The organism is Ruegeria sp. CDSB022, assembly GCF_059611145.1.
In genome coordinates this window covers 902,215-922,280 of sequence record NZ_JBXWOZ010000001.1, presented here as the reverse complement: position 1 = coordinate 922,280, position 20,066 = coordinate 902,215, and the positions used below count along the sequence as shown (strand labels likewise).

Genomic DNA, 20,066 nt, shown 5'->3' with positions numbered 1-20,066 from the left:
ATCAGATTGTGCCAAGCTGAGGCCATAACAACATATCTACAGGGAGTAGAGCGATGGCACAGGGCCAGATGGTCCCCGGCATAGTCTCCGGGAGGCTTTCCAGCGATGAGCTGACCTCGAATTTCACGGATCTGCATCCACCACTTGCCCCGCATGAGGCCGCAGTGGCCGCGGATCGGTGCTATTTCTGCTATGACGCGCCGTGTGTGACGGCCTGTCCGACAGACATTGATATTCCATTGTTCATGCGCCAGATTCAGGCCGGTCAGCCTGAAGCTGCGGGTGAAACCATCCTTGGCCAGAATATCTTGGGTGGCATGTGCGCCCGTGTTTGTCCGACCGAAACGCTGTGCGAGGAAGTCTGCGTACGCGAAACCGCCGAAGGATCGCCAGTCGAGATCGGGCGTTTGCAGCGGTTTGCTACTGACAGCGTTATGGCATCGGGCGACCATCCGTTCCAGCGCGCCGCATTCACCGGCAAAACGGTGGCCGTGATCGGGGCAGGGCCCGCAGGGCTAGCCTGTGCGCATCGGCTGGCGATGCTGGGGCATGATGTGGTCATTCACGAAAGCCGCCCAAAACCCGGCGGTCTGAATGAATATGGAATTGCCGCCTATAAATCGACCAATGATTTCGCTCAGGCTGAGATCGATTGGTTGCTGAGGATCGGCGGCATCACCATCGAGACCGGATCGGTGCTGGGCGAGGGCCTGTCGCTGGATGGCCTTGTTGACAACTATGATGCGGTTTTCCTGTCCATCGGTCTGACAGGTGTGAATGCATTGCGAGCGGGCGGCGAGGATCTGACCGGCGTGCGCGACGCGGTCGACTTTATCTCGGATGTGCGTCAGGCGGCCGATCTGGCTGAGCTGCCCGTTGGGCGGAATGTCGTCGTCATCGGAGGCGGCATGACCGCGGTTGACGCAGCTGTAAAGTCGAAATTGCTGGGCGCGGAAAACGTCACCATCGCCTACCGGCGCGGACGCGAGGCGATGGGTGCCAGCCGCTATGAGCAGGATCTGGCCGCATCGCACGGTGTCAGGATCATGACCAATGTTCAGCCCATAGCCGTACACGGCAACGGGGCAGCCGCCGAGATCGAATTGGAGTATACTGCCAGCCATGACGGTCAGTTGAAGGGCACCGGCGAGAAAACCCGCCTGCCTGCCGATCAGGTGCTGAAGGCAATAGGTCAGACGCTGGAAGGAGCGCCCGAAGGGCTGACGTTGGACGGGAACAAGATCGCCGTCACGGGCGCCGGGCGCACATCGGTACAAGCGGTCTGGGCCGGAGGCGACTGCGCCGCAGGCGGGGATGACCTGACCGTGACCGCAGTGGCCGAGGGGCGCGATGCCGCGATGGATATCCACGCAAGTCTGATTGCGTGAAACTCAATGATCAAGATGCCTGCAAGCATCAGGGAGGCCGGATAAATGGCTGATTTGAAATCGAACTTTCTGGGAATTGAAAGCCCCAACCCATATTGGCTGGCATCTGCGCCGCCGACGGACAAGGAATATAACGTCCGCCGCGCCTTTGAGGCCGGATGGGGCGGTGTGGTGTGGAAAACACTCGGGTCCGAAGGTCCACCGGTCGTCAATGTTAATGGCCCCCGCTATGGGGCGATCTACGGCGCAGACCGTCGGTTGTTGGGTCTGAACAACATCGAGCTGATTACAGACCGCCCATTAGAGGTAAACCTTGAAGAAATGGCGCGGGTTAAGGCTGATTATCCAGATCGCGCCCTGATCGCCTCGATCATGGTGCCGTGCGAGGAAGAGGCCTGGAAGGCTATCCTGCCGCGTGTTGCCGAAACCGGTGCCGACGGGATCGAACTGAACTTTGGCTGTCCACACGGGATGAGCGAGCGCGGGATGGGGGCGGCCGTAGGGCAGGTGCCGGAATATATCGAGATGGTGACGCGCTGGTGCAAGAAATACTATGACCGACCGGTCATCGTGAAACTGACGCCGAATATCACTGATATCCGCAAGCCTGCCGAAGCCGCAAAGAATGGTGGTGCGGATGCGGTATCGCTGATCAACACGATTAATTCGATTACCAGTGTCAATCTGGATAGCTTCAGCCCTGAACCCTCGATTGACGGCAAAGGCAGCCACGGTGGCTATTGTGGCCCTGCGGTGAAACCGATTGCCCTGTCGATGGTGTCCGAGATTTCGCGTGGACAGGCAACGAACGGAATGCCGATCTCGGGTATTGGCGGTGTGACTACCTGGCGCGATGCTGCAGAGTTTATGGCATTGGGTTGCGGCAATGTTCAGGTCTGCACGGCAGCGATGACCTATGGGTTCAAGATCATTGACGAACTGACGGCGGGTCTGTCGAAATGGATGGATGAAAAAGGGTATCAGGACGTCTCGGAAATTGTCGGTCTTGCGGTTCCAAACGTGACCGACTGGCAATATCTGAACCTGAATTATGTCGCCAAGGCCAAGATTGATCAGGATCAGTGCATCAAGTGTGGCCGATGCTATGCCGCCTGCGAAGACACCAGCCACCAGGCCATTTCAATGTCCGAAGAGCGCGTGTTCGAGGTTATGGATGACGAATGTGTGGCCTGTAACCTGTGCGTGGATGTGTGCCCGGTTGAAGGATGTATTTCGATGGTGCCGATGGCCGCTGGCGAAATCGACCCGCGCACGGGACAAGAAGTGCAGCCCGAATATGGCAACTGGACAACCCATCCCAACAATCCAATGGCGAAAGCCGCCGAGTAGTCCAAGAAAACTCGTCGAATTTTCTTAGAGCAGGATGTCAATGAGGGGGCGTTGTGGCAGTTTGCGAACTATTGGGTGGCGGTGCGGATCAGATGATATCCGCGCCTCCTCACTTCGTCTTGGAACGCCTTATGTCCCACTTCTCGCTCTACCCACCCAACGAAAGCCTTACCACGGCACTTGTGTGTGGACAGGGAAGAAAAGAGTAGCGTCATCCTAGGCTGAGGGTGAGCGGGTTCCGGCTAACGAAAACCTAAGGCGCCAGCAATTTGCGGTAGAGCGTGTCGATGAACGGTTCAGCACCTTCATACGGGTCTTCGTCGCCAAGAATGGCCCGAACCTGGACATCGAAATCCGCATAATGCTGTGTCAAAGCCCAGATGGAGAAAATAAGGTGGTAGGGATGGAGGCGCGCGATTTTACCCTGCTCCATCCAGGCCGTAAGGATTGCGGTCTTCTCATCCATCAAAGTTTTGAGATCATTGGACAATGCATCGTGTATGCGTGGCGCACCCTGGACCAGTTCATTGGCAAACAGACGGCTTTCGCGCGGAAGTTCCCGGCTCATTTGCAGTTTGCGATGGATATAAGCGCGTATCTCTTCCAATGGGTCCCCGTCGGCGTCGAGATCATGGAGAGGGGCCAGCCAAATCTCGAGAAGGCCAGATAGAAGGGCCGTGTGAATCGCTTCTTTTGAGGGGAAATAATATAGAAGATTCGGCTTGCTCAACCCGGCCTCGGCAGCAATCTGGTCGACGGTGGCACCGCGGAAACCGTAGGCAGAAAACACGTTCAAAGCGGCTTCTAGAATTGCAGCGCGGTTTTTTTTCTGAATTCGTGTTGGTGCGCGGTCTTTGGACATGTCTTTGCCTGTCTGATTTTTGGGCTCGCAAGTGCGGAATATGCCAAAAATTCCCACCGAGCTCTGCTATTTCTTGACTGATGTCGAACCCGTGATAGCGTGAGTTTGACCAGATGGTCAAATCAAGACACCAAAAGCGAGCAAATCGCAAGCAACAGGGAAGACTAGGATGGCAGCTCCGGCGCAGAACCTCAGGATCAATGGCGACAGGTTGTGGGACAGCCTGATGGAGATGGCCAAGATTGGCCCGGGTGTTGCGGGGGGCAATAATCGTCAGACCCTGACGGATGAAGATGCGGCAGGCCGCGCGCTGTTTCAGAAATGGTGCGAAGAGGCCGGGTGCACCATGGGGCTGGACCAAATGGGCAATATGTTTGCGCATCGAGAGGGCACGTACCCCGAGGCATTGCCGGTCTATGTGGGTTCACATCTGGATACGCAGCCGACAGGCGGCAAATTTGACGGTGTTCTGGGTGTATTGGGCGGGCTGGAAATCATCCGCACGCTCAATGATTTGGGAATCAAGACCAAACATCCAATCGTTGCGACGAACTGGACGAATGAAGAAGGCACGCGCTATGCACCTGCGATGCTGTCCTCGGGGGTTTTTGCCGGGATGCATACGCAGGATTGGGCTTATGACCGTGAGGATGCCGATGGTAAGAAGTTCGGAGATGAGCTGAGCCGCATTGGCTGGCGCGGTGACGAAGAGGTTGGCGCCCGAAAGATGCACGCCTTTTTTGAGCTGCATATCGAACAGGGCCCCATTCTTGAGGCCGAGGGGAAGGATATCGGCGTTGTCACCCATGGTCAGGGTCTCAGCTGGACCCAGATTACCGTTACCGGAAAGGACGCCCATACCGGGTCTACGCCGATGCCGATGCGCAAGAATGCCGGATTGGCGATGGCGCGTATCCTTGAAAAGGTTGACGAGATTGCTTGGTCCCATGCGCCCCACGCGGTGGGTGCGGCGGGGCATATTGATGTGTTTCCGAATTCGCGTAACGTGATCCCGGGGAAAGTTGTGTTTACTGTCGATCTCCGTTCGCCCGATCTGAACGTGATCACCGATATGGAAAATCGTCTGCGCGTAGCGGCCGAAGATATCGTGGATGGGATGGGCCTACAGATCGAATTCGAGAAGGTCGGCGGATTTGATCCGGTGCAATTTGATGAAGGCTGCGTGGCAGCCGTGCGCGATGCGGCTGAACGGTTGGGTTATTCTCATACAGATATCATTTCGGGCGCCGGTCATGATGCCTGCTGGATCAACCGGGTTGCACCAACAGCGATGGTGATGTGCCCTTGTGTGGATGGGCTAAGCCATAACGAAGCCGAAGAAATCAGCAAGGATTGGGCTGCCGCCGGGGCGGATGTTCTGTTTCATGCGGTCGTAGAGACGGCTGGAATTGTGGAATAGGGGGCTCTGCCCCCGTCGTCCGTTGGGCGACTCCCCCCGAGGTATTTGTAGCCAGATGAAGCAAGCGGCGCAGACCGCATCAGGGAGATTGATATGAGCACTGTTATCAAGAACGGGACCGTCATAACCGCGGATTTGTCTTACCATGCGGATGTGAGGGTCGAGCATGGGGTGATCACCGAGATTGGGCCGGACCTAAAAGGTGACACGGAACTGGATGCGACAGGCTGCTATGTGATGCCTGGCGGGATCGACCCGCATACGCATTTGGAAATGCCGTTCATGGGCACCTATTCCAGCGATGATTTTGAGAGCGGAACCCGGGCGGCATTGGCTGGAGGAACCACGATGGTGGTTGATTTCGCGCTGCCCAACCCAGGTGAAAGCCTGCTGGATGCGCTCAAGCGCTGGGATAACAAGTCGACACGTGCAAATTGCGACTATTCTTTCCACATGGCGGTGACCTGGTGGGGCGAGCAGGTGTTTGATGACCTCAAGACGGTGATCGAGACACGCGGCATCAACACGTTCAAGCATTTCATGGCCTATAAGGGCGCGTTGATGGTCAATGACGATGAAATGTATGCTTCGTTCAAGCGTCTTGCCGAGCTGGGTGGAACGGCCATGGTGCATGCCGAGAATGGCGATGTTGTTGCCGAGCTCAGCGCCAAGCTGTTGGCCGAAGGCAATACAGGTCCCGAGGCACATGCCTATTCCCGTCCGCCGCAGGTCGAGGGCGAAGCGACCAACCGCGCGATCATGATCGCGGATATGGCCGGAGTGCCCCTGTATGTGGTGCACACCTCGTGCGAAGAGGCGCATGAGGCCATTCGGCGTGCAAAGATGCAGGGCAAGCGGGTGTGGGGGGAACCTTTGATCCAGCATCTGACCTTGGATGAGAGCGAGTATTTCAACCAGGATTGGGACCACGCGGCGCGGCGGGTCATGAGCCCTCCGTTCCGAAACAAGCAGCATCAGGATAGCCTGTGGAACGGATTACAATCTGGTTCGTTGAGTGTCGTGGCCACCGACCATTGCGCCTTTACGACGGATCAGAAACGCTTTGGCGTGGGGGATTTCACCAAGATCCCGAACGGTACCGGAGGGTTGGAAGACCGGATGCCGATGCTGTGGACTCATGGGGTGAATACTGGTCGGCTGACGCCAAATGAATTTGTGGCAGTCACTTCAACAAACATCGCCAAGATATTGAATTGTTATCCAAAAAAGGGCGCAGTTCTTGTAGGTGCCGATGCCGATTTGGTGGTGTGGGATCCTGAGAAAGGCAAGACGATCAGCGCGAAATCGCAGCAATCTTCGATCGACTACAACGTGTTTGAGGGCAAAGAGGTCAAAGGCTTGCCGCGCTTTACTCTGACCCGTGGGCAGGTTGCAGTGCATGACGGAGAGATCAGGACTCAGGAAGGCCATGGCCAATTTGTTGAACGCGAGGCCAATACTACCGTCAACAAGGCGCTGAGTACTTGGAAAGAGCTGACAGCGCCGCGACCGGTGGTGCGCACCGGTATTCCAGCAACCGGTGTATGACAGAATATGTGGCAGATATCACGTCTTATTACGGTTTAAGTTCAAGGGGATGGAATGAATATTGAAACCGCTGCACCGCCTGTAATCGAGGCGCGGCAACTGGATCTGACCTTTCAGACCAATGACGGGCCGGTCCACGCTTTGAAGGATGTGAACCTGACCATCGAAAAGGGAGAATTCGTCAGCTTCATCGGACCCTCCGGCTGTGGTAAGACCACCTTTTTGCGGTGCATCGCTGCGTTGGAAACACCGACTGGCGGGACATTGACCGTCAACGGTATGACCCCGGATGAGGCGCGGCGGAAACGGGCCTATGGTTATGTATTTCAGGCCGCGGGTCTGTACCCTTGGCGCACCATTTCCAAGAACATCAAGCTCCCGCTTGAAATCATGGGGTTTACAGCTGCCGAGCAGGAAGAACGCGTAAAAAAGGTTTTGGAACTTGTTGATCTTGAAGGGTTTGGTGGAAAGTTTCCTTGGCAGTTGTCGGGGGGAATGCAGCAACGGGCCAGCATTGCACGGGCGCTGGCCTTTGATGCGGATATCCTGCTTATGGACGAACCTTTTGGCGCGTTGGATGAGATTGTCCGCGATCACCTGAACGAGCAGCTTCTGGCACTTTGGGCGCGGACTGAAAAGACCATTGGGTTTGTCACCCATTCCATCCCTGAGGCCGTCTATCTGAGCACCAAGATCGTTGTAATGAGCCCTCGGCCCGGACGGATCACTGACGTGATCGACAGTCCGTTGCCGAAAGAGCGGCCGCTCGATATTCGCGACACGCCGGAATTCATCGAAGTTGCCCATAGGGTGCGAGAAGGGTTGCGCGCGGGGCATTCGGATGAATAGCAGCGGGTTCAAGGCATTCTGGGCTGTATTGACGGTACTGGCCGTCATAGTAGCCTTTTGGTACGCCGCTTGTATTCCGATGAATATCAAAGGCGTTCTGACCGAACAAGAACGGGCCGGGGCCACAGTTCAGCCACCCTCGGCAAAAGATCGTCGCGATCTGTCCGAATTCAGCCTGGTTCTGGACAATAGCTTTGCCATTCCAGCCACGTGGGAACAGGATCGTCCTCGGTTGCCCGCTCCGCATCAGGTGGCCGTTGAGATATGGAAGACAACAGTTCAGAAGAAAATCACCTCAAAGCGCTCGCTGGTTTATCACGGCTGGGTGACGCTGAGTGCGACGATATTGGGTTTTGCCATTGGCACCGGTCTGGGAATTCTGCTGGCTGTTGGGATCGTACATAGCCGGGTCATGGACCTGTCGGTCATGCCCTGGGCGATAGTCAGCCAGACCATCCCGATCATCGCTCTGGCCCCGATGATCATTGTGGTCCTCTATTCCGTTGGCGTGCAGGGGATCATCCCCAAGGCAGTCATATCGGCCTATCTCAGCTTTTTTCCTGTCGTGGTGGGCATGGTCAAAGGTTTGCGCAGCCCGGATGCGATGCAACTGGATTTGCTGCGTACCTATAGCGCGAGCCACGCGCAGGGGTTCTGGAAACTGCGTTTGCCGGCCTCGATGCCGTATCTGTTCACATCGCTGAAGATAGGCATTGCGGCTTCATTGGTAGGGGCCATCGTGGGGGAATTGCCCACCGGGGCAGTTGCGGGACTGGGCGCGCGCCTGCTGGCAGGCAGCTATTATGGTCAGACCGTGCAAATCTGGTCGGCCCTGTTTGCGGCGGCGATTCTTGCGGCCTGTCTTGTGGGGCTTCTGGGGCTGATTGAAAAGTCGGTCCTGAAACGGATGGGGATTGCGCAATGATACCAATTCTGGGCGCACTCGGTGTGTGGCTGTTGGGATGGTGGTTGAACAGCCGCTTGGCCAGCGGGCCTTATGCTGATACGCGGATGGTCCGGTTTCTGGCTCCGCTGATCTTTGGTCTGACTATCATCATCATCTGGGAGCTTTTAGTGCGCGGCCTTGAGGTGTCTTTGGTCATTCTGCCCGCTCCATCGGTTATCTGGATTCGGTTCTGGGACAGTTTGCCAACGCTTTGGATGGATTTCGTGCAAACCATCATCAAGGGCGCGCTGAGCGGTTACATCATCGGCTGTGGAGCCGCCTTCCTGATGGCGATTGCAGTGGACCGGTGGGATTTTCTGCGCCTCGGGCTTTTGCCCGTGGGCAACTTCGTGGCCGCTCTGCCGATTGTTGGCACCGCGCCGATTCTGGTCATGTGGTTCGGGTTCGACTGGCACTCCAAAGCGGCGGTGGTTGTCGTGATGGTCTTTTTCCCAATGCTGGTGAACACCGTCGCCGGGCTGCGCGAGGCGACAGCAATGCAGCGCGACCTGATGGAGACCTATGCCGCCACCTATTGGCAAAGCTTTCTGAAGCTGCGCTTGCCTGCCGCGATGCCATTTGTTTTCAATGGTCTCAAGATATCCACCACCCTTGCATTGATCGGCGCTATCGTGGCCGAGTTCTTTGGCTCACCGACGCTTGGCATGGGTTTTCGGATATCAACCAGCGTGGGGCAGCTCTCACTGGATATGGTCTGGGCCGAGATCGTAGTGGCGGCTTTGGCCGGGACATCATTTTATGGTCTGGTTGCCATGATCGAAAAGGCGGTGACTTTCTGGCACCCATCGCAGCGCGGATAAAAATTCAACAGACCCCAAAAATGAAAAATGGGGCGCCAACTGAAACTAGGAGATGTGAAGATGAAAAAGATACTCAGCGGGGCGGTTGCCGCCTTTAGCCTGGCCGCCAGTGCAGCCTGGTCAGCGGATGAGGTGACATTGCAGTTGAAATGGGTCACGCAAGCTCAGTTCGCAGGTTATTACGTGGCCAAAGACAAAGGGTTCTACGAAGAAGAAGGTCTTGATGTCACCATTCTGCCAGGCGGCCCGGACATAGCGCCGACACAGGTCATTGCCGGTGGCGGCGCTGACGTGACGGTCGAGTGGATGCCAGCTGCGTTGGCCGCGCGCGAAAAGGGCCTGCCGCTGGTGAATATTGCCCAGCCTTTCAAAAGCTCGGGTATGATGCTGACCTGCTGGAAAGATGCCGGTATTTCCGCACCAGAAGACCTTAAGAACCGGACACTGGGCGTCTGGTTCTTTGGCAACGAATTCCCCTTCATGAGCTGGATGAGCCAGCTGGGCATTGATACCGGTGGCAAGAGCGAAAATGGCGTCGAGGTTCTGAAGCAGGGCTTTAATGTCGACCCGCTGCTGCAGCGTCAGGCTGATTGCATCAGCACCATGACCTATAACGAATACTGGCAGGTCATAGATTCCGGCGTCAGCCCCGACGAACTGGTCACATTCAAATACGAAGATCAGGGCGTCGCGACGCTGGAAGACGGCCTGTACGTTCTTGAAGAGAACCTGAGCGACGCGGCATTTGTCGACAAGATGGAACGTTTCGTACGGGCGTCGATGAAGGGGTGGAAATATGCCGAAGAGAACCCAGATGAAGCGGCCGATATCGTGCTTGAAAATGACGCGACTGGTGCCCAAACCGAAGCGCATCAGAAACGTATGATGGGTGAGATTGCCAAGCTGACTGCGGGCTCAAACGGATCGCTTGATCCGGCGGATTTTGAGCGCACTGTAGGGACGCTGCTTGCCGGTGGTTCTGATCCGGTTATCACCAAACAACCCGAAGGTGCCTGGACGCATCAGATTTCGGATGCAGCACTGAACTGAGACAGGTTCACGATGGAATATGGCGCGGTCCCAAACGGGGCCGCGTTTTTTGTTGGAAGCGTCGAAAATGTGACTGCACTTGTAGCGCGTTTGTCATAGTAATTACCTGTAAATTATAGCAAACTGTTCAATATGTGGAGTATTAGGTAGATAATGCAGGATTTCACAACAGAATTCAGGTCGGCGCTTGCTTTGATCCTTCATTGGGATCCGGAGCTGTGGGCGATTGTTCTGTTGTCCCTGAAAGTCTCTGTTTTTGCCGTTCTGATTTCTGCCGTTATCGGGATGCCCATGGGCGCGGCTTTGGCCGTTGCGCGTTTTCCAGGGCGGCGGATTCTGATCGTCTTGATGAATGCCTTGATGGGCTTGCCCCCGGTTGTGGTAGGTTTGCTGGTCTATCTGATGCTGTCGCGTTCCGGTCCGTTGGGGGTCCTTGAATTGCTCTACACACCGACGGCGATGATTATTGCTCAGGTCGTTCTGGTGACCCCGATCGTTGCCGCACTGACACGTCAAGTGGTCGAAATGCTGGCCGAGGAATATTCCGAGCAACTCCGCTCACTCGGCGTGTCGCGGATGGCATCGATTCCGGTGCTATTGTGGGATGCGCGGCTGTCTCTTGTTACTGCATTGTTGGCAGGGTTTGGCCGTGGGATTGCCGAAGTTGGAGCGGTTATAATCGTTGGCGGCAATATCAACCACGTCACGCGGGTGATGACGACGACAATCGCCCTTGAAACGTCCAAGGGTAATTTGGCCTTGGCGCTTGCGCTTGGGGCCATCCTGATTGCCATAGCCATCGCAGTAAACGCCATGGTCAGCACGCTTAGCCTGCGGGCCGAGAAGGAAGGGTTGCGCCATGCGTGATCTGGTGCCCGAGATGGTGAAATGTCTTTCTGTTCACAGTTTACAGATTTCCCGCAAGGGAAAGACACTGCTTCAAGTGCCAGAGTTATCCCTGATGGGGCTGGGACCAACTTTGATCCTTGGGCCGAACGGAGCGGGCAAGAGCCTGCTTTTGCGCTGTTTGCACGGGCTTATCGTCCCGGATAGCGGCAGGGTTCAGCAGGACGGGATTGCCCTGAATGCGTATCACAAATCACGACAGGCGATGGTGTTTCAAAGACCGGTTCTGTTGCGCCGGTCCGTGTCAGCCAATCTTGATTTTGTGCTAAAGCGTCAGGGCATGTCCCGTGCAATTCGCAAATCCCGGATCGACGAATTGCTGGCCGAAGGTGGGCTAGAAGGTAAGGCACGCCAGTCCGCCAGATCGCTGTCCGGGGGCGAAGCGCAACGGCTGGCCATCCTGCGCGCGCTGGCGCTGGACCCGGAGACTTTGTTCCTGGACGAACCAACCAGTTCGCTTGATCCCGGTGCTACGCAGATGATCGAACGGATGATCTTGCGCGCTTCGAACCGAGGGGTGCGCATTGTCATGGTATCTCACGATATCGGTCAGGCACGCCGTCTGGCAGCGGATATCGTCATGATGCAGGCCGGGCACGTGGTCGAACACGGTGCTGCCAAACAAGTGCTGGATGCCCCGACAAGTGACGCCGCGCGCCGGTTTGTTGCCGGTGGTCTGGTAACCTAATCAGAATATGGAGTTCAAATGATCCGCAAATTCGTCGGGGCTGCAGTAATAGCGCTTGGCCTGAACACTACAGCCGCATTGACCGAAACCCCATTTATTGTAGTCCAATCAACCACGTCGACGCAGAATTCGGGCTTGTTCGACCATATCCTGCCAGGCTTTGAAGCCGAAAGCGGGATTGATGTCCGCGTAGTGGCTGTTGGTACAGGGCAGGCGATCCGCAATGCGATCAACGGTGACGGGGACGTCTTGCTGGTTCACGCCAAACCTGCCGAGGAGAAATTTGTGGCTGACGGTTGGGGCGTTGAGCGGTCGGACGTGATGTACAATGATTTCGTCCTTGTGGGGCCAAAATCCGATCCCGCCAAAGTGAAAGGGGGGACTGACATTATCGCGGCGCTGACTGCGGTCGCTGAGGCCGAGGCGCCCTTCGCCTCGCGCGGGGATGACAGCGGGACGCATAAGGCGGAACTGGGCCATTGGGCCACCTCCGGTATTGACCCGATCGGCGCCTCGGGCACCTGGTACCGGGAAACCGGATCCGGGATGGGGGCGACACTGAATGTGGCCAGCGGGATGGGGGCTTATGCGCTGACGGATCGCGCGACTTGGCAGAGCTTTGGCAACAAGGGAAACCTAGAGGCCATGGTTGAGGGCGATCCGCGCCTGTTCAATCAATATGGGATTATTCTTGTGAACCCTGACAAGCATCCCAAAGTGCGGGCGGCCTCGGGGCAGCGCTTTATTGACTGGTTGACCGGGCCCGAAGGGCAGGCGGCCATCGCATCTTACACGCTGGACGGCCAGCAGCTGTTCTTTCCCAACGCCCAATAGGGTCAGCCGCTGGCTCCATTGTGATGGATGGTTCCCAGATCCGACAAGTCATACCCGCCGAATTCTTCTGCCCGGGTGGCAAAGCGGTCGGATTGCACAAAGCCGAGCAACCGAAGCATCGGGCCTTCGAAATAGGCGCGCCTCCAGATGGCAAGGTCCAGGCGTTCGGTATGGGTCGGGGCAAAGCCCAGATTGTACAGCCCCGCAAGCGCACCCAGGCCGAATCCGGCATCGGCTTTGCTGTCATGCAGGGCTATGGCCAGCTCTTCTTCGGTACGTGCGCAGGTCGGCAGGGTATCCAGATCGTCTCGGTTCAGGCCGTGCGCCTGCAGTTGCGTGTCGAACAACCGTTGACTGGCGGCACTGTCCTGACGAAGAAGAATGCGACGGCCCCTGAGGTCAGAAAAGTCCGATATCCCAGTCACACCGGGGGCCATTAGTAGCCCACGCTGGCGTTTTGCTAGTTCGAACAGAATGACGGGTGCCTCTCCCAGATGGTCCTGCAGAGATTGCGTGTTGAATCCGTCTGTCTCGTGGATATGCAGCGCCGCAGCCTGCGCTGATCGTTCTTTCAGGCGATTCAAGCCGTCAAATGAGCCGTCATAATAAGTTGCCAGGCCCGACCCGCTTTCCCGCAGAGCCCAATCCAACAGCGGATCATGACTGCCCGCCACGATCGGCGGCAGCGACGGTTCTGCGACCTGCGGTCCGCAGCGCGATGCGTTCAGCCAGGCAATGACTTCGGCCCTTGGAAACAAGAGTTTGCCCATGGCACGGACACAGGGGACCTCGCCGGATGAGGCAAGGTCATAGGCTTTACGCTCGCCAATGCGCAGCAGGTCCGCCAGTTCTTTGGTGGTCAGGTATTCTGACATTCAGTCGAGGCGCACGGCCGAACCCGCGCTGGCATTCGCCGCGCTGAATCCGAATTGGCCTAAGGCAAATGGCGCAGCGACGGCAATTACAGCCATCGTGGCAACTGCGGCTAGAAAGGCTTTCATATTTACCTCCGGTTCAGTTTTCCGGTGCCGTGACGCGGCGCAGAAAGGCGATCAAATCTATGCGGTCATCCGCTTGTGTAATCCGTTGCATGGGCATCTTCGATCCCGGAATGTAATGGTCTGGTCCTTGGTCGAAAAGGGCATTTATCGTCTCGCCATTCCAAATGATATCAGAGTCTTGCAGCGTGTCCGAGTAGAAATATCCCGGTAAGCTGCCCGCCCGGCGACCAAACACACCAGAGAGCGTAGGTCCAGCACGTCTGTGCCCGTCCGCCGTCAGGCTGTGGCAGATCGAGCATTTGCGCACGAATTGGCGCTCGCCATTGTCCATCTGGTCAGGGTTCTTCAGAAAACTAGGTTCAGTCGCGGCCATCTGTTGTTGGTCGCCAAGGTCAGATACCGGCCAGCTATACATCGCCTCATCTATACCACCTGCATAGATGTTTTTACCATCGGTTGAGAAGGCCAGCGCCCAGACCGGACCGCGCAATGTGGCCCGGAAATCCTGTGCGATGCGCCAGTCGATGGTATCGACCAACATGATATGACCCTCACCATCCCCCACCGCCAGCAAGCTGCGGTCCGGGCTGAGAGCCAGCGCAAGGATTGGACGGCGGTCCAGGGTGAAATCATGCTCGTCGCCTGTAGTCAGATCACGAATGCGCGTGACGCCATCGACGGCCCCATAGGCAATCCAGTTTTCATGGGGATTCAGGACCAGTTCGTTGATGCCGAACCCGTTATCAACCAGTCGCAGTTTTTCCTGACCGGTTGCGACATCCCAAAGACGAACCGCCCCATCAACCCCGCCGGTATACAGCGCATCCCCGTTTGGTGTGAACACAACAGCATTCACACCGCTGCCTGTGGGCCCCAATATCCTTGGCTCTGACCCGTCAAGCGGCCAAACCCCTATCGTGCCGTCCCAACTGGCAGTGGCGATGTGGGAGTTTGAAACAGCAATATCGACGATCTTGCCTTTGTGCCGCCCGAGGATTTGGCCATCCGGCCACCGGCGCAGGGTAAAGTCGTCACCCGCGGAATAGATCGCTGTGCCGCCAAAGGCGACGCTGTTCACGGCAGCCTCGTGCCCTTCAAGCCATTGCGGCGTGCGGTCTGACCACAGGCCGACGGAGTTGTCGAAGCTGGCCGTCGCAATCCGGCCGTCCGGCGCGGAGGCAATCCCCATGATCGGCCCGCCATGACCTTTCAGCGTGAAAAACTCGGCCAAAGCGGGCAGGGGGGTCAACACCAGTGCAAGGATTAGACTGCGCATCTATTCCGCAGGCGAGACCGCTGCCTTATTGGCCTCTTTTTCCTGTACCTCTTCGAGCCAAAGCGAGTGGTGCTCACGCGCCCATTGTTCCTCGACCTCGCCGGTGCCCATCGCGTCGAAAGCGCCCTCCATCCCCACCGAGCCCAAGTAGATATGCGCGATGATGATGGCGATGAAGACATAGGCGACCATCACGTGCCAAACCTGAGCATATTGCATCTCTTCTTGTGGTGACATCTGCACCGGAAGGTTCAGACCCAACATCTGCGGGATGCTGGTGGCATTTGCGATTGAGAAGGTCTTAGCAAACAGCGGCATCTCAAACGGGAACAGCAGAGACAGGCCAGACAGGCTGATCGATACGCCCAGCAGGATACAGGCCCAGAAGATGATCTTTTGACCCGCGTTGAATTTTTTGGCCGGAGGATGGCTGCCTTTCGTGAACAACCCGCCGCCGGCGGCCAGCCATTTCAGGTCGGTGCGGTTGGGGATGTTGTGGGCGATCCAGTTCACAGTGACCATGATCAAACCCAGCATGAAGGCCCAGGCGAGGTTGTTATGCAGCCATTTGCAGCCCTGCGCTATGGCTGCAAAGCCTTCTTTCCCGAAGATTGGGATCAGAAAGTCTCGACCATAAAGGGTCAGCAAACCGGTCAGGCCAAGGATAAGGAAAGAGCCCGCGAACAGCCAATGTCCGAACCGCTCAAAGCCTGAGAAACGCGTAACCGTGCGTCCCGTCTTTTCACCATCAATGCGGATTTTACCCCGGACCAAGAAGAACAGCAGCAGGATGCCAAGCATCCCGGCCAGAATATACGTGCCGTAATCGCGCAACGGGCCTGTTCGGAAATTCAACCACCACATGCCTCCGTCCTGTATCAAGACGCTGGCGGCGGGGCCATTCGACGAAACGGTCACATCTGCCGAGCCATAGCGCAAAGCGCGATAGACGTCGCTGTCAGATGCTACGCCGCGTGTGCCCAACTGGCCCAACAGGCCTTCGGCATTGCCCTGGCCGGTGTTATCCGAGCGATATGTGGTGTCCACGTCTTCACCTCGCTGCCGGGCCAAGATATCCTCGAGCGTGGTCGCACCACCCGTCGAATTGCGATCCGGAGCATCCTGAGCAAGGGCAGGAACAGTCAAAACAATGAGACAGAACAGAAGTCGCAGGAAAGTCATATGAACCTCGTGACGCGGTCATTGGCGTAGGCCCTTTTCCGGGCGGGCAGAGATTTTTCGTCGAAAAATCTTAGTGGTCCCCGGCACACGGTTTGCGCGCCGGGGAAGGTTTGGCCAAGGATCAGCCGTCTTTTTGGTCGTAGGCTGTGCCCCACCCCCAGGCGCCAGACCCGAAACCGCGCGCCACGACGCGTTCGCGATAGATGGCCGATACCACGTCGCCGTCACCGGCAAGCAGGGCCTTGGTGGAACACATCTCGGCGCAGATGGGCAGTTTGCCTTCTGCGATCCGGTTGCGACCGTATTTGGCGAACTCTGCGGTCGAGTGCGTTTCCTCGGGGCCACCGGCGCAGAAGGTACATTTGTCCATCTTGCCGCGTGATCCGAAGTTGCCTGCCTGTGGGTATTGCGGCGCGCCGAACGGGCACGCATAGAAGCAATAGCCGCAGCCAATGCACAGGTCCTTGGAGTGCAGGACGACCCCTTCTTCGTTCTGATAGAAGCAGTCAACCGGGCACACCGCCATACAGGGCGCATCCGAACAATGCATACAGGCAACCGAGATCGAGCGTTCGCCCGGGTCGCCGTCATTGATCGTCACCACTCTGCGGCGGTTGATGCCCCAAGGCACCTCGTGCTCGTTCTTACACGCGGTTACGCAGGCGTTGCATTCGATGCAGCGTTCAGCGTCGCAGAGAAACTTTGCTCTAGCCATTGTCGTCCTCCTTACGCTGCTGAGATCTTGCAGAGAGTCGCTTTGGTCTCCTGCATCTGGGTTACTGAATCATAGCCATAGGTCTGGGCAGTGTTCGAACTTTCTCCCAGCACATAGGGATCAGCGCCTGAGGGGTATTTGTCCCGCAGATCCTGACCCTGGAAATGGCCGCCAAAGTGGAATGGCATAAAGGCCACGCCGGCACCAACCCTGTTGGTCAGCATCGCCATCACCTTGACCTTACCACCCTCAGGCCCTTCGACCCAGACCTGAGCCCCGTCGCGAATGCCCAGGTTGTTGGCATCACGGGGGTTGATCTCGACGAACATGTCCTGTTGCAGTTCGGCCAGCCACGGGTTCGACCGGGATTCCTCACCTCCGCCCTCATACTCGACCAAACGACCTGACGTCAGGATTATCGGGTAATCCTTTGAAAAATCGTTCTTCTGGATCGAGGCATACAGGGTTGGCAGGCGATAGGACTGACGATCCTCATAGGTCGGATAGTCTTCTACCAGATCACGCCGGTTGGTATAGAGCGGCTCGCGATGCAGCGGGATCGGGTCCGGGAAAGTCCAGACCACGGTGCGGGCCTTGGCGTTGCCAAAGGGCGCACAGCCATGTGCAATCGCAACCCGCTGGATGCCGCCCGACAGGTCGGTTTTCCAGTTGGTCTTTGGCCCCGCAACGGCGTCGATGGCCGCACGTTCTTCGGCCGTCAGATCGCCGTCCCAACCAAGATCCATTAGCATCTGCATCGTGAATTCGGGATATCCGTCCTGAATTTCCGACCCAACGCTATAGACCCCTTCCGCCAGCAGGTTGTCGCCATCACGCTCCACGCCAAAGCGCGCGCGGAAGGTCAGGCCACCTTCGGCCACCGGTTTGGACATGTCATAGAGGTTTGGTGTCCCCGTATGACCCATCTCTGGCGTTCCCCAGCACGGCCAGGGCAGACCGTAGTATTCGCCGTCGTTTGGTCCACCTATAGCTTGTAGCGTGGTTCTGTCGAACGTGTGCTGATTGGCCATGTGGCTTTTCAAACGCTCTGGCGACTGGCCGGTATAGCCGATGGTCCAGAGGCCCGAGTTGAACTCACGCGTGATGCTTTCAACATTCGGGGTTTCGGCATCCTCCATCTCGATATTGCGGAAGAACCGATCCGCCCAGCCGAATTTGTTGGCGAACTTGGCCATGATGACCTCGTCCGGCAGGCTTTCGAACAGCGGTTCGACCACCTTGTCGCGCCACTGCAACGAGCGGTTCGAGGCCGTGACCGAGCCACGGGTTTCGAACTGCGTACAGGCCGGCAGTAGGTAAACGCCATCGGTCCGATCATGCAGAACGGCGGAAACGGTGGGATACGGGTCGATCACGACCAGCATGTCCAGCTTTTCCATCGCCGTCTTCATTTCCGGCCCGCGGGTTTGCGAGTTCGGAGCGTGCCCCCACAGAACCATGGCTCGGACATTGTTGTCCTGATCCATGTTGGCGGGGTCTTCCAGAACACCGTCGATCCAACGAGAGACCGGGATGCCGCGCTCGTTCTGTAGCGGTTTATCCTTGCCCTCCTTGTCTTTGATCGAGGCGAACTGGCCGGACAGCCATTCAGGCTCTTCACCCCAAACGCGCGCCCAATGGCCCCATGCCCCTGCGGACAGCCCATAATAGCCGGGTAGGGTGTGGGACAGAACACCAAGGTCCGTCGCACCCTGCACGTTGTCGTGGCCACGGAAGATGTTGGTGCCACCGCCCGACGTTCCCATGTTGCCCAACGCCAGCTGCAGCACGCAATAGGCGCGTGTGTTGTTGTTGCCATTGGTATGCTGGGTGCCGCCCATGCACCAGATCACCGTGCCAGGACGGTTGTTGGCCATGGTGCGCGCCACGCGCTTAAGCTGTGATCCGGGTACGCCGGTCACACGCTCAGTTTCTTCCGGGTTCCAGTTGGCGACCTCTTCACGGATCTGATCCATGCCCCAGACACGGGTGCGGATGAACTCCTTGTCCTCCCAGCCGTTGTCGAAGATGTGCCAGAGGATACCCCAGATCAGTGCGACGTCAGAGCCGGGGCGGAACCGGACATATTCATCCGCATGCGCTGCGGTGCGCGTAAAGCGCGGGTCGCAGACGATCAGCGGCGCGTTGTTCTGTTCTTTTGCGCGCAGAACATGCAGCAGAGAGACAGGGTGTGCCTCGGCGGGGTTGCCACCGATGATGAAGATAGCCTTGGAGTTGTGAATGTCGTTATAGCTGTTGGTCATGGCGCCGTAGCCCCATGTATTCGCAACACCTGCAACAGTGGTCGAGTGGCAGATACGGGCCTGATGGTCCACGTTGTTCGTGCCCCAATAGGCGGCGAATTTGCGGAACAGATAGGCCTGTTCGTTATTGTGCTTGGCAGAGCCCAGCCAATAGACGCTGTCCGGGCCGCTTTCCTCGCGGATGTTCATCATGCCGTCGCCGATCTCGTTGATCGCCTCTTCCCAGCTGATGCGCTTCCACTCGCCGCCTTCCTTTTTCATCGGATATTTCAGGCGGCGTTCACCATGGGCGTGCTCACGGACCGAGGCCCCCTTGGCGCAGTGCGCACCCAGGTTGAAAGGGCTGTCCCAGCCGGGTTCTTGCCCGATCCAGACGCCGTTCTGCACCTCGGCCACAACGGTACAGCCGACCGAGCAATGCGTGCATATGGATTTGATGTTTTCGACGGCTTGATTGGCCGCTGACTGGGCACTGGCTGGCGTCACGGTTCCACCCGTGGCGCTGATCGCGGCCAACCCGCCGATCGTCAGGCCCGATCCGCGCAGGAATGCGCGGCGATCGACGGTTTTCTCGCCGACCTGGGACAGGATACTTGTCCGCTGGGAGCGTCTCGCAACCCCGTTGGTCTTTTTCCTAAGCATTTCTTTCCTCCCTTGCTGGCCATGTTTTCCATGGCTGGCTTGGTCCTGTTGGTGCCGACGTCAGGGCCAATCGCAACCGTCAGTCGGGTGGTGACAACGTCCGGGGTTCAGAACCGGGCGCTGTCCAGATATGCGCGCGTATGCGCGGTGTCCTGAATGCGGGTTTCATCCGTCGGTAGCTCGGCTGCTTCGGCTTGTCCGCTCAGGCTGGCGGCGGCGACTGCAGCGGGCGCTGCGGTTCCGGCCAGTTTCAAGAAGTCACGGCGCGTGGCGCCTTCTTCCTTGGTTTTGCTCATGGGATCCTCCTTTCCCAATTGCGATCTA

19 protein-coding genes are annotated in these 20,066 nt (G+C 57.5%); 11 read left to right on the top strand and 8 right to left on the bottom strand.

The genetic code is table 11. The features are described 5' to 3' along the window. The first annotated feature begins 53 nt into the window (after nucleotides 1–53). Nucleotides 54–1,388, top strand: coding sequence for an NAD(P)-dependent oxidoreductase (locus tag AC2FIZ_RS04595; protein WP_496677798.1), 1,335 nt, complete (start codon nucleotides 54–56; stop codon nucleotides 1,386–1,388). Nucleotides 1,389–1,433: 45 nt separating this feature from the next. After that, nucleotides 1,434–2,738 (top strand): NAD-dependent dihydropyrimidine dehydrogenase subunit PreA, encoded by a 1,305-nt coding sequence (preA, locus tag AC2FIZ_RS04590; RefSeq protein WP_282021347.1) that lies wholly within the window; start codon nucleotides 1,434–1,436, stop codon nucleotides 2,736–2,738. A gap of 253 nt (nucleotides 2,739–2,991) precedes the next feature. On the opposite strand, the gene AC2FIZ_RS04585 is transcribed toward preA, so the two are convergent. Then, nucleotides 2,992–3,600 (bottom strand): TetR family transcriptional regulator C-terminal domain-containing protein, encoded by a 609-nt coding sequence (locus AC2FIZ_RS04585; RefSeq protein WP_142634388.1) that lies wholly within the window; start codon nucleotides 3,598–3,600, stop codon nucleotides 2,992–2,994. A 169-nt stretch (nucleotides 3,601–3,769) separates the two neighbouring features. Here AC2FIZ_RS04585 and AC2FIZ_RS04580 point away from each other — a divergent pair, with 169 nt between their 5' ends. From AC2FIZ_RS04580 to AC2FIZ_RS04540, 9 genes are all read left to right on the top strand, one after another. After that, entirely contained in the window at nucleotides 3,770–5,020 is a 1,251-nt protein-coding gene (locus tag AC2FIZ_RS04580; protein WP_496790648.1) for a Zn-dependent hydrolase, read from the top strand. Nucleotides 5,021–5,113: 93 nt separating this feature from the next. Further along, entirely contained in the window at nucleotides 5,114–6,568 is a 1,455-nt protein-coding gene (gene hydA / locus AC2FIZ_RS04575) for a dihydropyrimidinase (protein WP_142634384.1), read from the top strand. 54 nt (nucleotides 6,569–6,622) lie between these two features. Continuing rightward, the gene (locus AC2FIZ_RS04570) at nucleotides 6,623–7,417 is read left to right on the top strand and encodes an ABC transporter ATP-binding protein (protein WP_142634382.1); all 795 of its coding nucleotides are present in this window, start codon (nucleotides 6,623–6,625) and stop codon (nucleotides 7,415–7,417) included. Further along, nucleotides 7,410–8,342 (top strand): ABC transporter permease, encoded by a 933-nt coding sequence (locus AC2FIZ_RS04565; protein ID WP_142634380.1) that lies wholly within the window; start codon nucleotides 7,410–7,412, stop codon nucleotides 8,340–8,342. The genes AC2FIZ_RS04570 and AC2FIZ_RS04565 overlap by 8 nt, the downstream gene beginning before the upstream one ends. Next, the gene (locus tag AC2FIZ_RS04560) at nucleotides 8,339–9,184 is read left to right on the top strand and encodes an ABC transporter permease (RefSeq protein WP_142634378.1); all 846 of its coding nucleotides are present in this window, start codon (nucleotides 8,339–8,341) and stop codon (nucleotides 9,182–9,184) included. Before AC2FIZ_RS04565 ends, AC2FIZ_RS04560 begins: the two co-directional genes overlap by 4 nt. Before the next feature lie 60 nt (nucleotides 9,185–9,244). Then, on the top strand, nucleotides 9,245–10,234 hold the full coding sequence (locus AC2FIZ_RS04555; RefSeq protein ID WP_271946556.1) for an ABC transporter substrate-binding protein: 990 nt from the start codon (nucleotides 9,245–9,247) through the stop codon (nucleotides 10,232–10,234). A gap of 153 nt (nucleotides 10,235–10,387) precedes the next feature. Beyond that, a complete protein-coding gene (locus tag AC2FIZ_RS04550) occupies nucleotides 10,388–11,101 on the top strand; it encodes an ABC transporter permease (protein WP_282027452.1) in 714 nt (237 codons plus the stop codon). Further along, entirely contained in the window at nucleotides 11,094–11,828 is a 735-nt protein-coding gene (locus tag AC2FIZ_RS04545) for an ATP-binding cassette domain-containing protein (RefSeq protein WP_142634372.1), read from the top strand. The genes AC2FIZ_RS04550 and AC2FIZ_RS04545 overlap by 8 nt, the downstream gene beginning before the upstream one ends. Before the next feature lie 18 nt (nucleotides 11,829–11,846). Next, entirely contained in the window at nucleotides 11,847–12,662 is an 816-nt protein-coding gene (locus AC2FIZ_RS04540) for an ABC transporter substrate-binding protein (RefSeq protein ID WP_281994748.1), read from the top strand. 2 nt (nucleotides 12,663–12,664) lie between these two features. On the opposite strand, the gene AC2FIZ_RS04535 is transcribed toward AC2FIZ_RS04540, so the two are convergent. The 7 genes from AC2FIZ_RS04535 to AC2FIZ_RS04505 form a co-directional block, all read right to left on the bottom strand. After that, entirely contained in the window at nucleotides 12,665–13,537 is an 873-nt protein-coding gene (locus AC2FIZ_RS04535; RefSeq protein ID WP_281994747.1) for a substrate-binding domain-containing protein, read from the bottom strand. Continuing rightward, nucleotides 13,538–13,663, bottom strand: a complete 126-nt coding sequence (locus AC2FIZ_RS04530) for a hypothetical protein (protein ID WP_271946568.1) — start codon at nucleotides 13,661–13,663, stop codon at nucleotides 13,538–13,540. A 13-nt stretch (nucleotides 13,664–13,676) separates the two neighbouring features. Next, the gene (locus AC2FIZ_RS04525) at nucleotides 13,677–14,939 is read right to left on the bottom strand and encodes a c-type cytochrome (RefSeq protein WP_496728146.1); all 1,263 of its coding nucleotides are present in this window, start codon (nucleotides 14,937–14,939) and stop codon (nucleotides 13,677–13,679) included. Continuing rightward, on the bottom strand, nucleotides 14,940–16,121 hold the full coding sequence (locus AC2FIZ_RS04520; RefSeq protein WP_496790647.1) for a formate dehydrogenase subunit gamma: 1,182 nt from the start codon (nucleotides 16,119–16,121) through the stop codon (nucleotides 14,940–14,942). 121 nt (nucleotides 16,122–16,242) lie between these two features. Further along, nucleotides 16,243–16,836, bottom strand: coding sequence for a formate dehydrogenase FDH3 subunit beta (fdh3B, locus tag AC2FIZ_RS04515; RefSeq protein ID WP_085821701.1), 594 nt, complete (start codon nucleotides 16,834–16,836; stop codon nucleotides 16,243–16,245). A gap of 11 nt (nucleotides 16,837–16,847) precedes the next feature. Further along, nucleotides 16,848–19,742: a formate dehydrogenase subunit alpha gene (locus AC2FIZ_RS04510; protein WP_281994744.1), complete on the bottom strand. Its 2,895-nt coding sequence runs from the start codon at nucleotides 19,740–19,742 to the stop codon at nucleotides 16,848–16,850. Nucleotides 19,743–19,849: 107 nt separating this feature from the next. After that, the gene (locus AC2FIZ_RS04505) at nucleotides 19,850–20,038 is read right to left on the bottom strand and encodes a ubiquinol-cytochrome c reductase iron-sulfur subunit N-terminal domain-containing protein (RefSeq protein WP_281994743.1); all 189 of its coding nucleotides are present in this window, start codon (nucleotides 20,036–20,038) and stop codon (nucleotides 19,850–19,852) included. Nucleotides 20,039–20,066: the final 28 nt, after the last annotated feature.

What these genes read in the sequence shown, in the direction of transcription:
- AC2FIZ_RS04595 (WP_496677798.1), top strand. Translation starts at nt 54, where the DNA reads ATGGCACAGGGCCAGATGGTCCCCGGCATAGTCTCCGGGAGGCTTTCC.
- preA (WP_282021347.1), top strand. Translation starts at nt 1,434, where the DNA reads ATGGCTGATTTGAAATCGAACTTTCTGGGAATTGAAAGCCCCAACCCA.
- AC2FIZ_RS04585 (WP_142634388.1), bottom strand. Translation starts at nt 3,600, where the DNA reads ATGTCCAAAGACCGCGCACCAACACGAATTCAGAAAAAAAACCGCGCT.
- AC2FIZ_RS04580 (WP_496790648.1), top strand. Translation starts at nt 3,770, where the DNA reads ATGGCAGCTCCGGCGCAGAACCTCAGGATCAATGGCGACAGGTTGTGG.
- hydA (WP_142634384.1), top strand. Translation starts at nt 5,114, where the DNA reads ATGAGCACTGTTATCAAGAACGGGACCGTCATAACCGCGGATTTGTCT.
- AC2FIZ_RS04570 (WP_142634382.1), top strand. Translation starts at nt 6,623, where the DNA reads ATGAATATTGAAACCGCTGCACCGCCTGTAATCGAGGCGCGGCAACTG.
- AC2FIZ_RS04565 (WP_142634380.1), top strand. Translation starts at nt 7,410, where the DNA reads ATGAATAGCAGCGGGTTCAAGGCATTCTGGGCTGTATTGACGGTACTG.
- AC2FIZ_RS04560 (WP_142634378.1), top strand. Translation starts at nt 8,339, where the DNA reads ATGATACCAATTCTGGGCGCACTCGGTGTGTGGCTGTTGGGATGGTGG.
- AC2FIZ_RS04555 (WP_271946556.1), top strand. Translation starts at nt 9,245, where the DNA reads ATGAAAAAGATACTCAGCGGGGCGGTTGCCGCCTTTAGCCTGGCCGCC.
- AC2FIZ_RS04550 (WP_282027452.1), top strand. Translation starts at nt 10,388, where the DNA reads ATGCAGGATTTCACAACAGAATTCAGGTCGGCGCTTGCTTTGATCCTT.
- AC2FIZ_RS04545 (WP_142634372.1), top strand. Translation starts at nt 11,094, where the DNA reads ATGCGTGATCTGGTGCCCGAGATGGTGAAATGTCTTTCTGTTCACAGT.
- AC2FIZ_RS04540 (WP_281994748.1), top strand. Translation starts at nt 11,847, where the DNA reads ATGATCCGCAAATTCGTCGGGGCTGCAGTAATAGCGCTTGGCCTGAAC.
- AC2FIZ_RS04535 (WP_281994747.1), bottom strand. Translation starts at nt 13,537, where the DNA reads ATGTCAGAATACCTGACCACCAAAGAACTGGCGGACCTGCTGCGCATT.
- AC2FIZ_RS04530 (WP_271946568.1), bottom strand. Translation starts at nt 13,663, where the DNA reads ATGAAAGCCTTTCTAGCCGCAGTTGCCACGATGGCTGTAATTGCCGTC.
- AC2FIZ_RS04525 (WP_496728146.1), bottom strand. Translation starts at nt 14,939, where the DNA reads ATGCGCAGTCTAATCCTTGCACTGGTGTTGACCCCCCTGCCCGCTTTG.
- AC2FIZ_RS04520 (WP_496790647.1), bottom strand. Translation starts at nt 16,121, where the DNA reads ATGACTTTCCTGCGACTTCTGTTCTGTCTCATTGTTTTGACTGTTCCT.
- fdh3B (WP_085821701.1), bottom strand. Translation starts at nt 16,836, where the DNA reads ATGGCTAGAGCAAAGTTTCTCTGCGACGCTGAACGCTGCATCGAATGC.
- AC2FIZ_RS04510 (WP_281994744.1), bottom strand. Translation starts at nt 19,742, where the DNA reads ATGCTTAGGAAAAAGACCAACGGGGTTGCGAGACGCTCCCAGCGGACA.
- AC2FIZ_RS04505 (WP_281994743.1), bottom strand. Translation starts at nt 20,038, where the DNA reads ATGAGCAAAACCAAGGAAGAAGGCGCCACGCGCCGTGACTTCTTGAAA.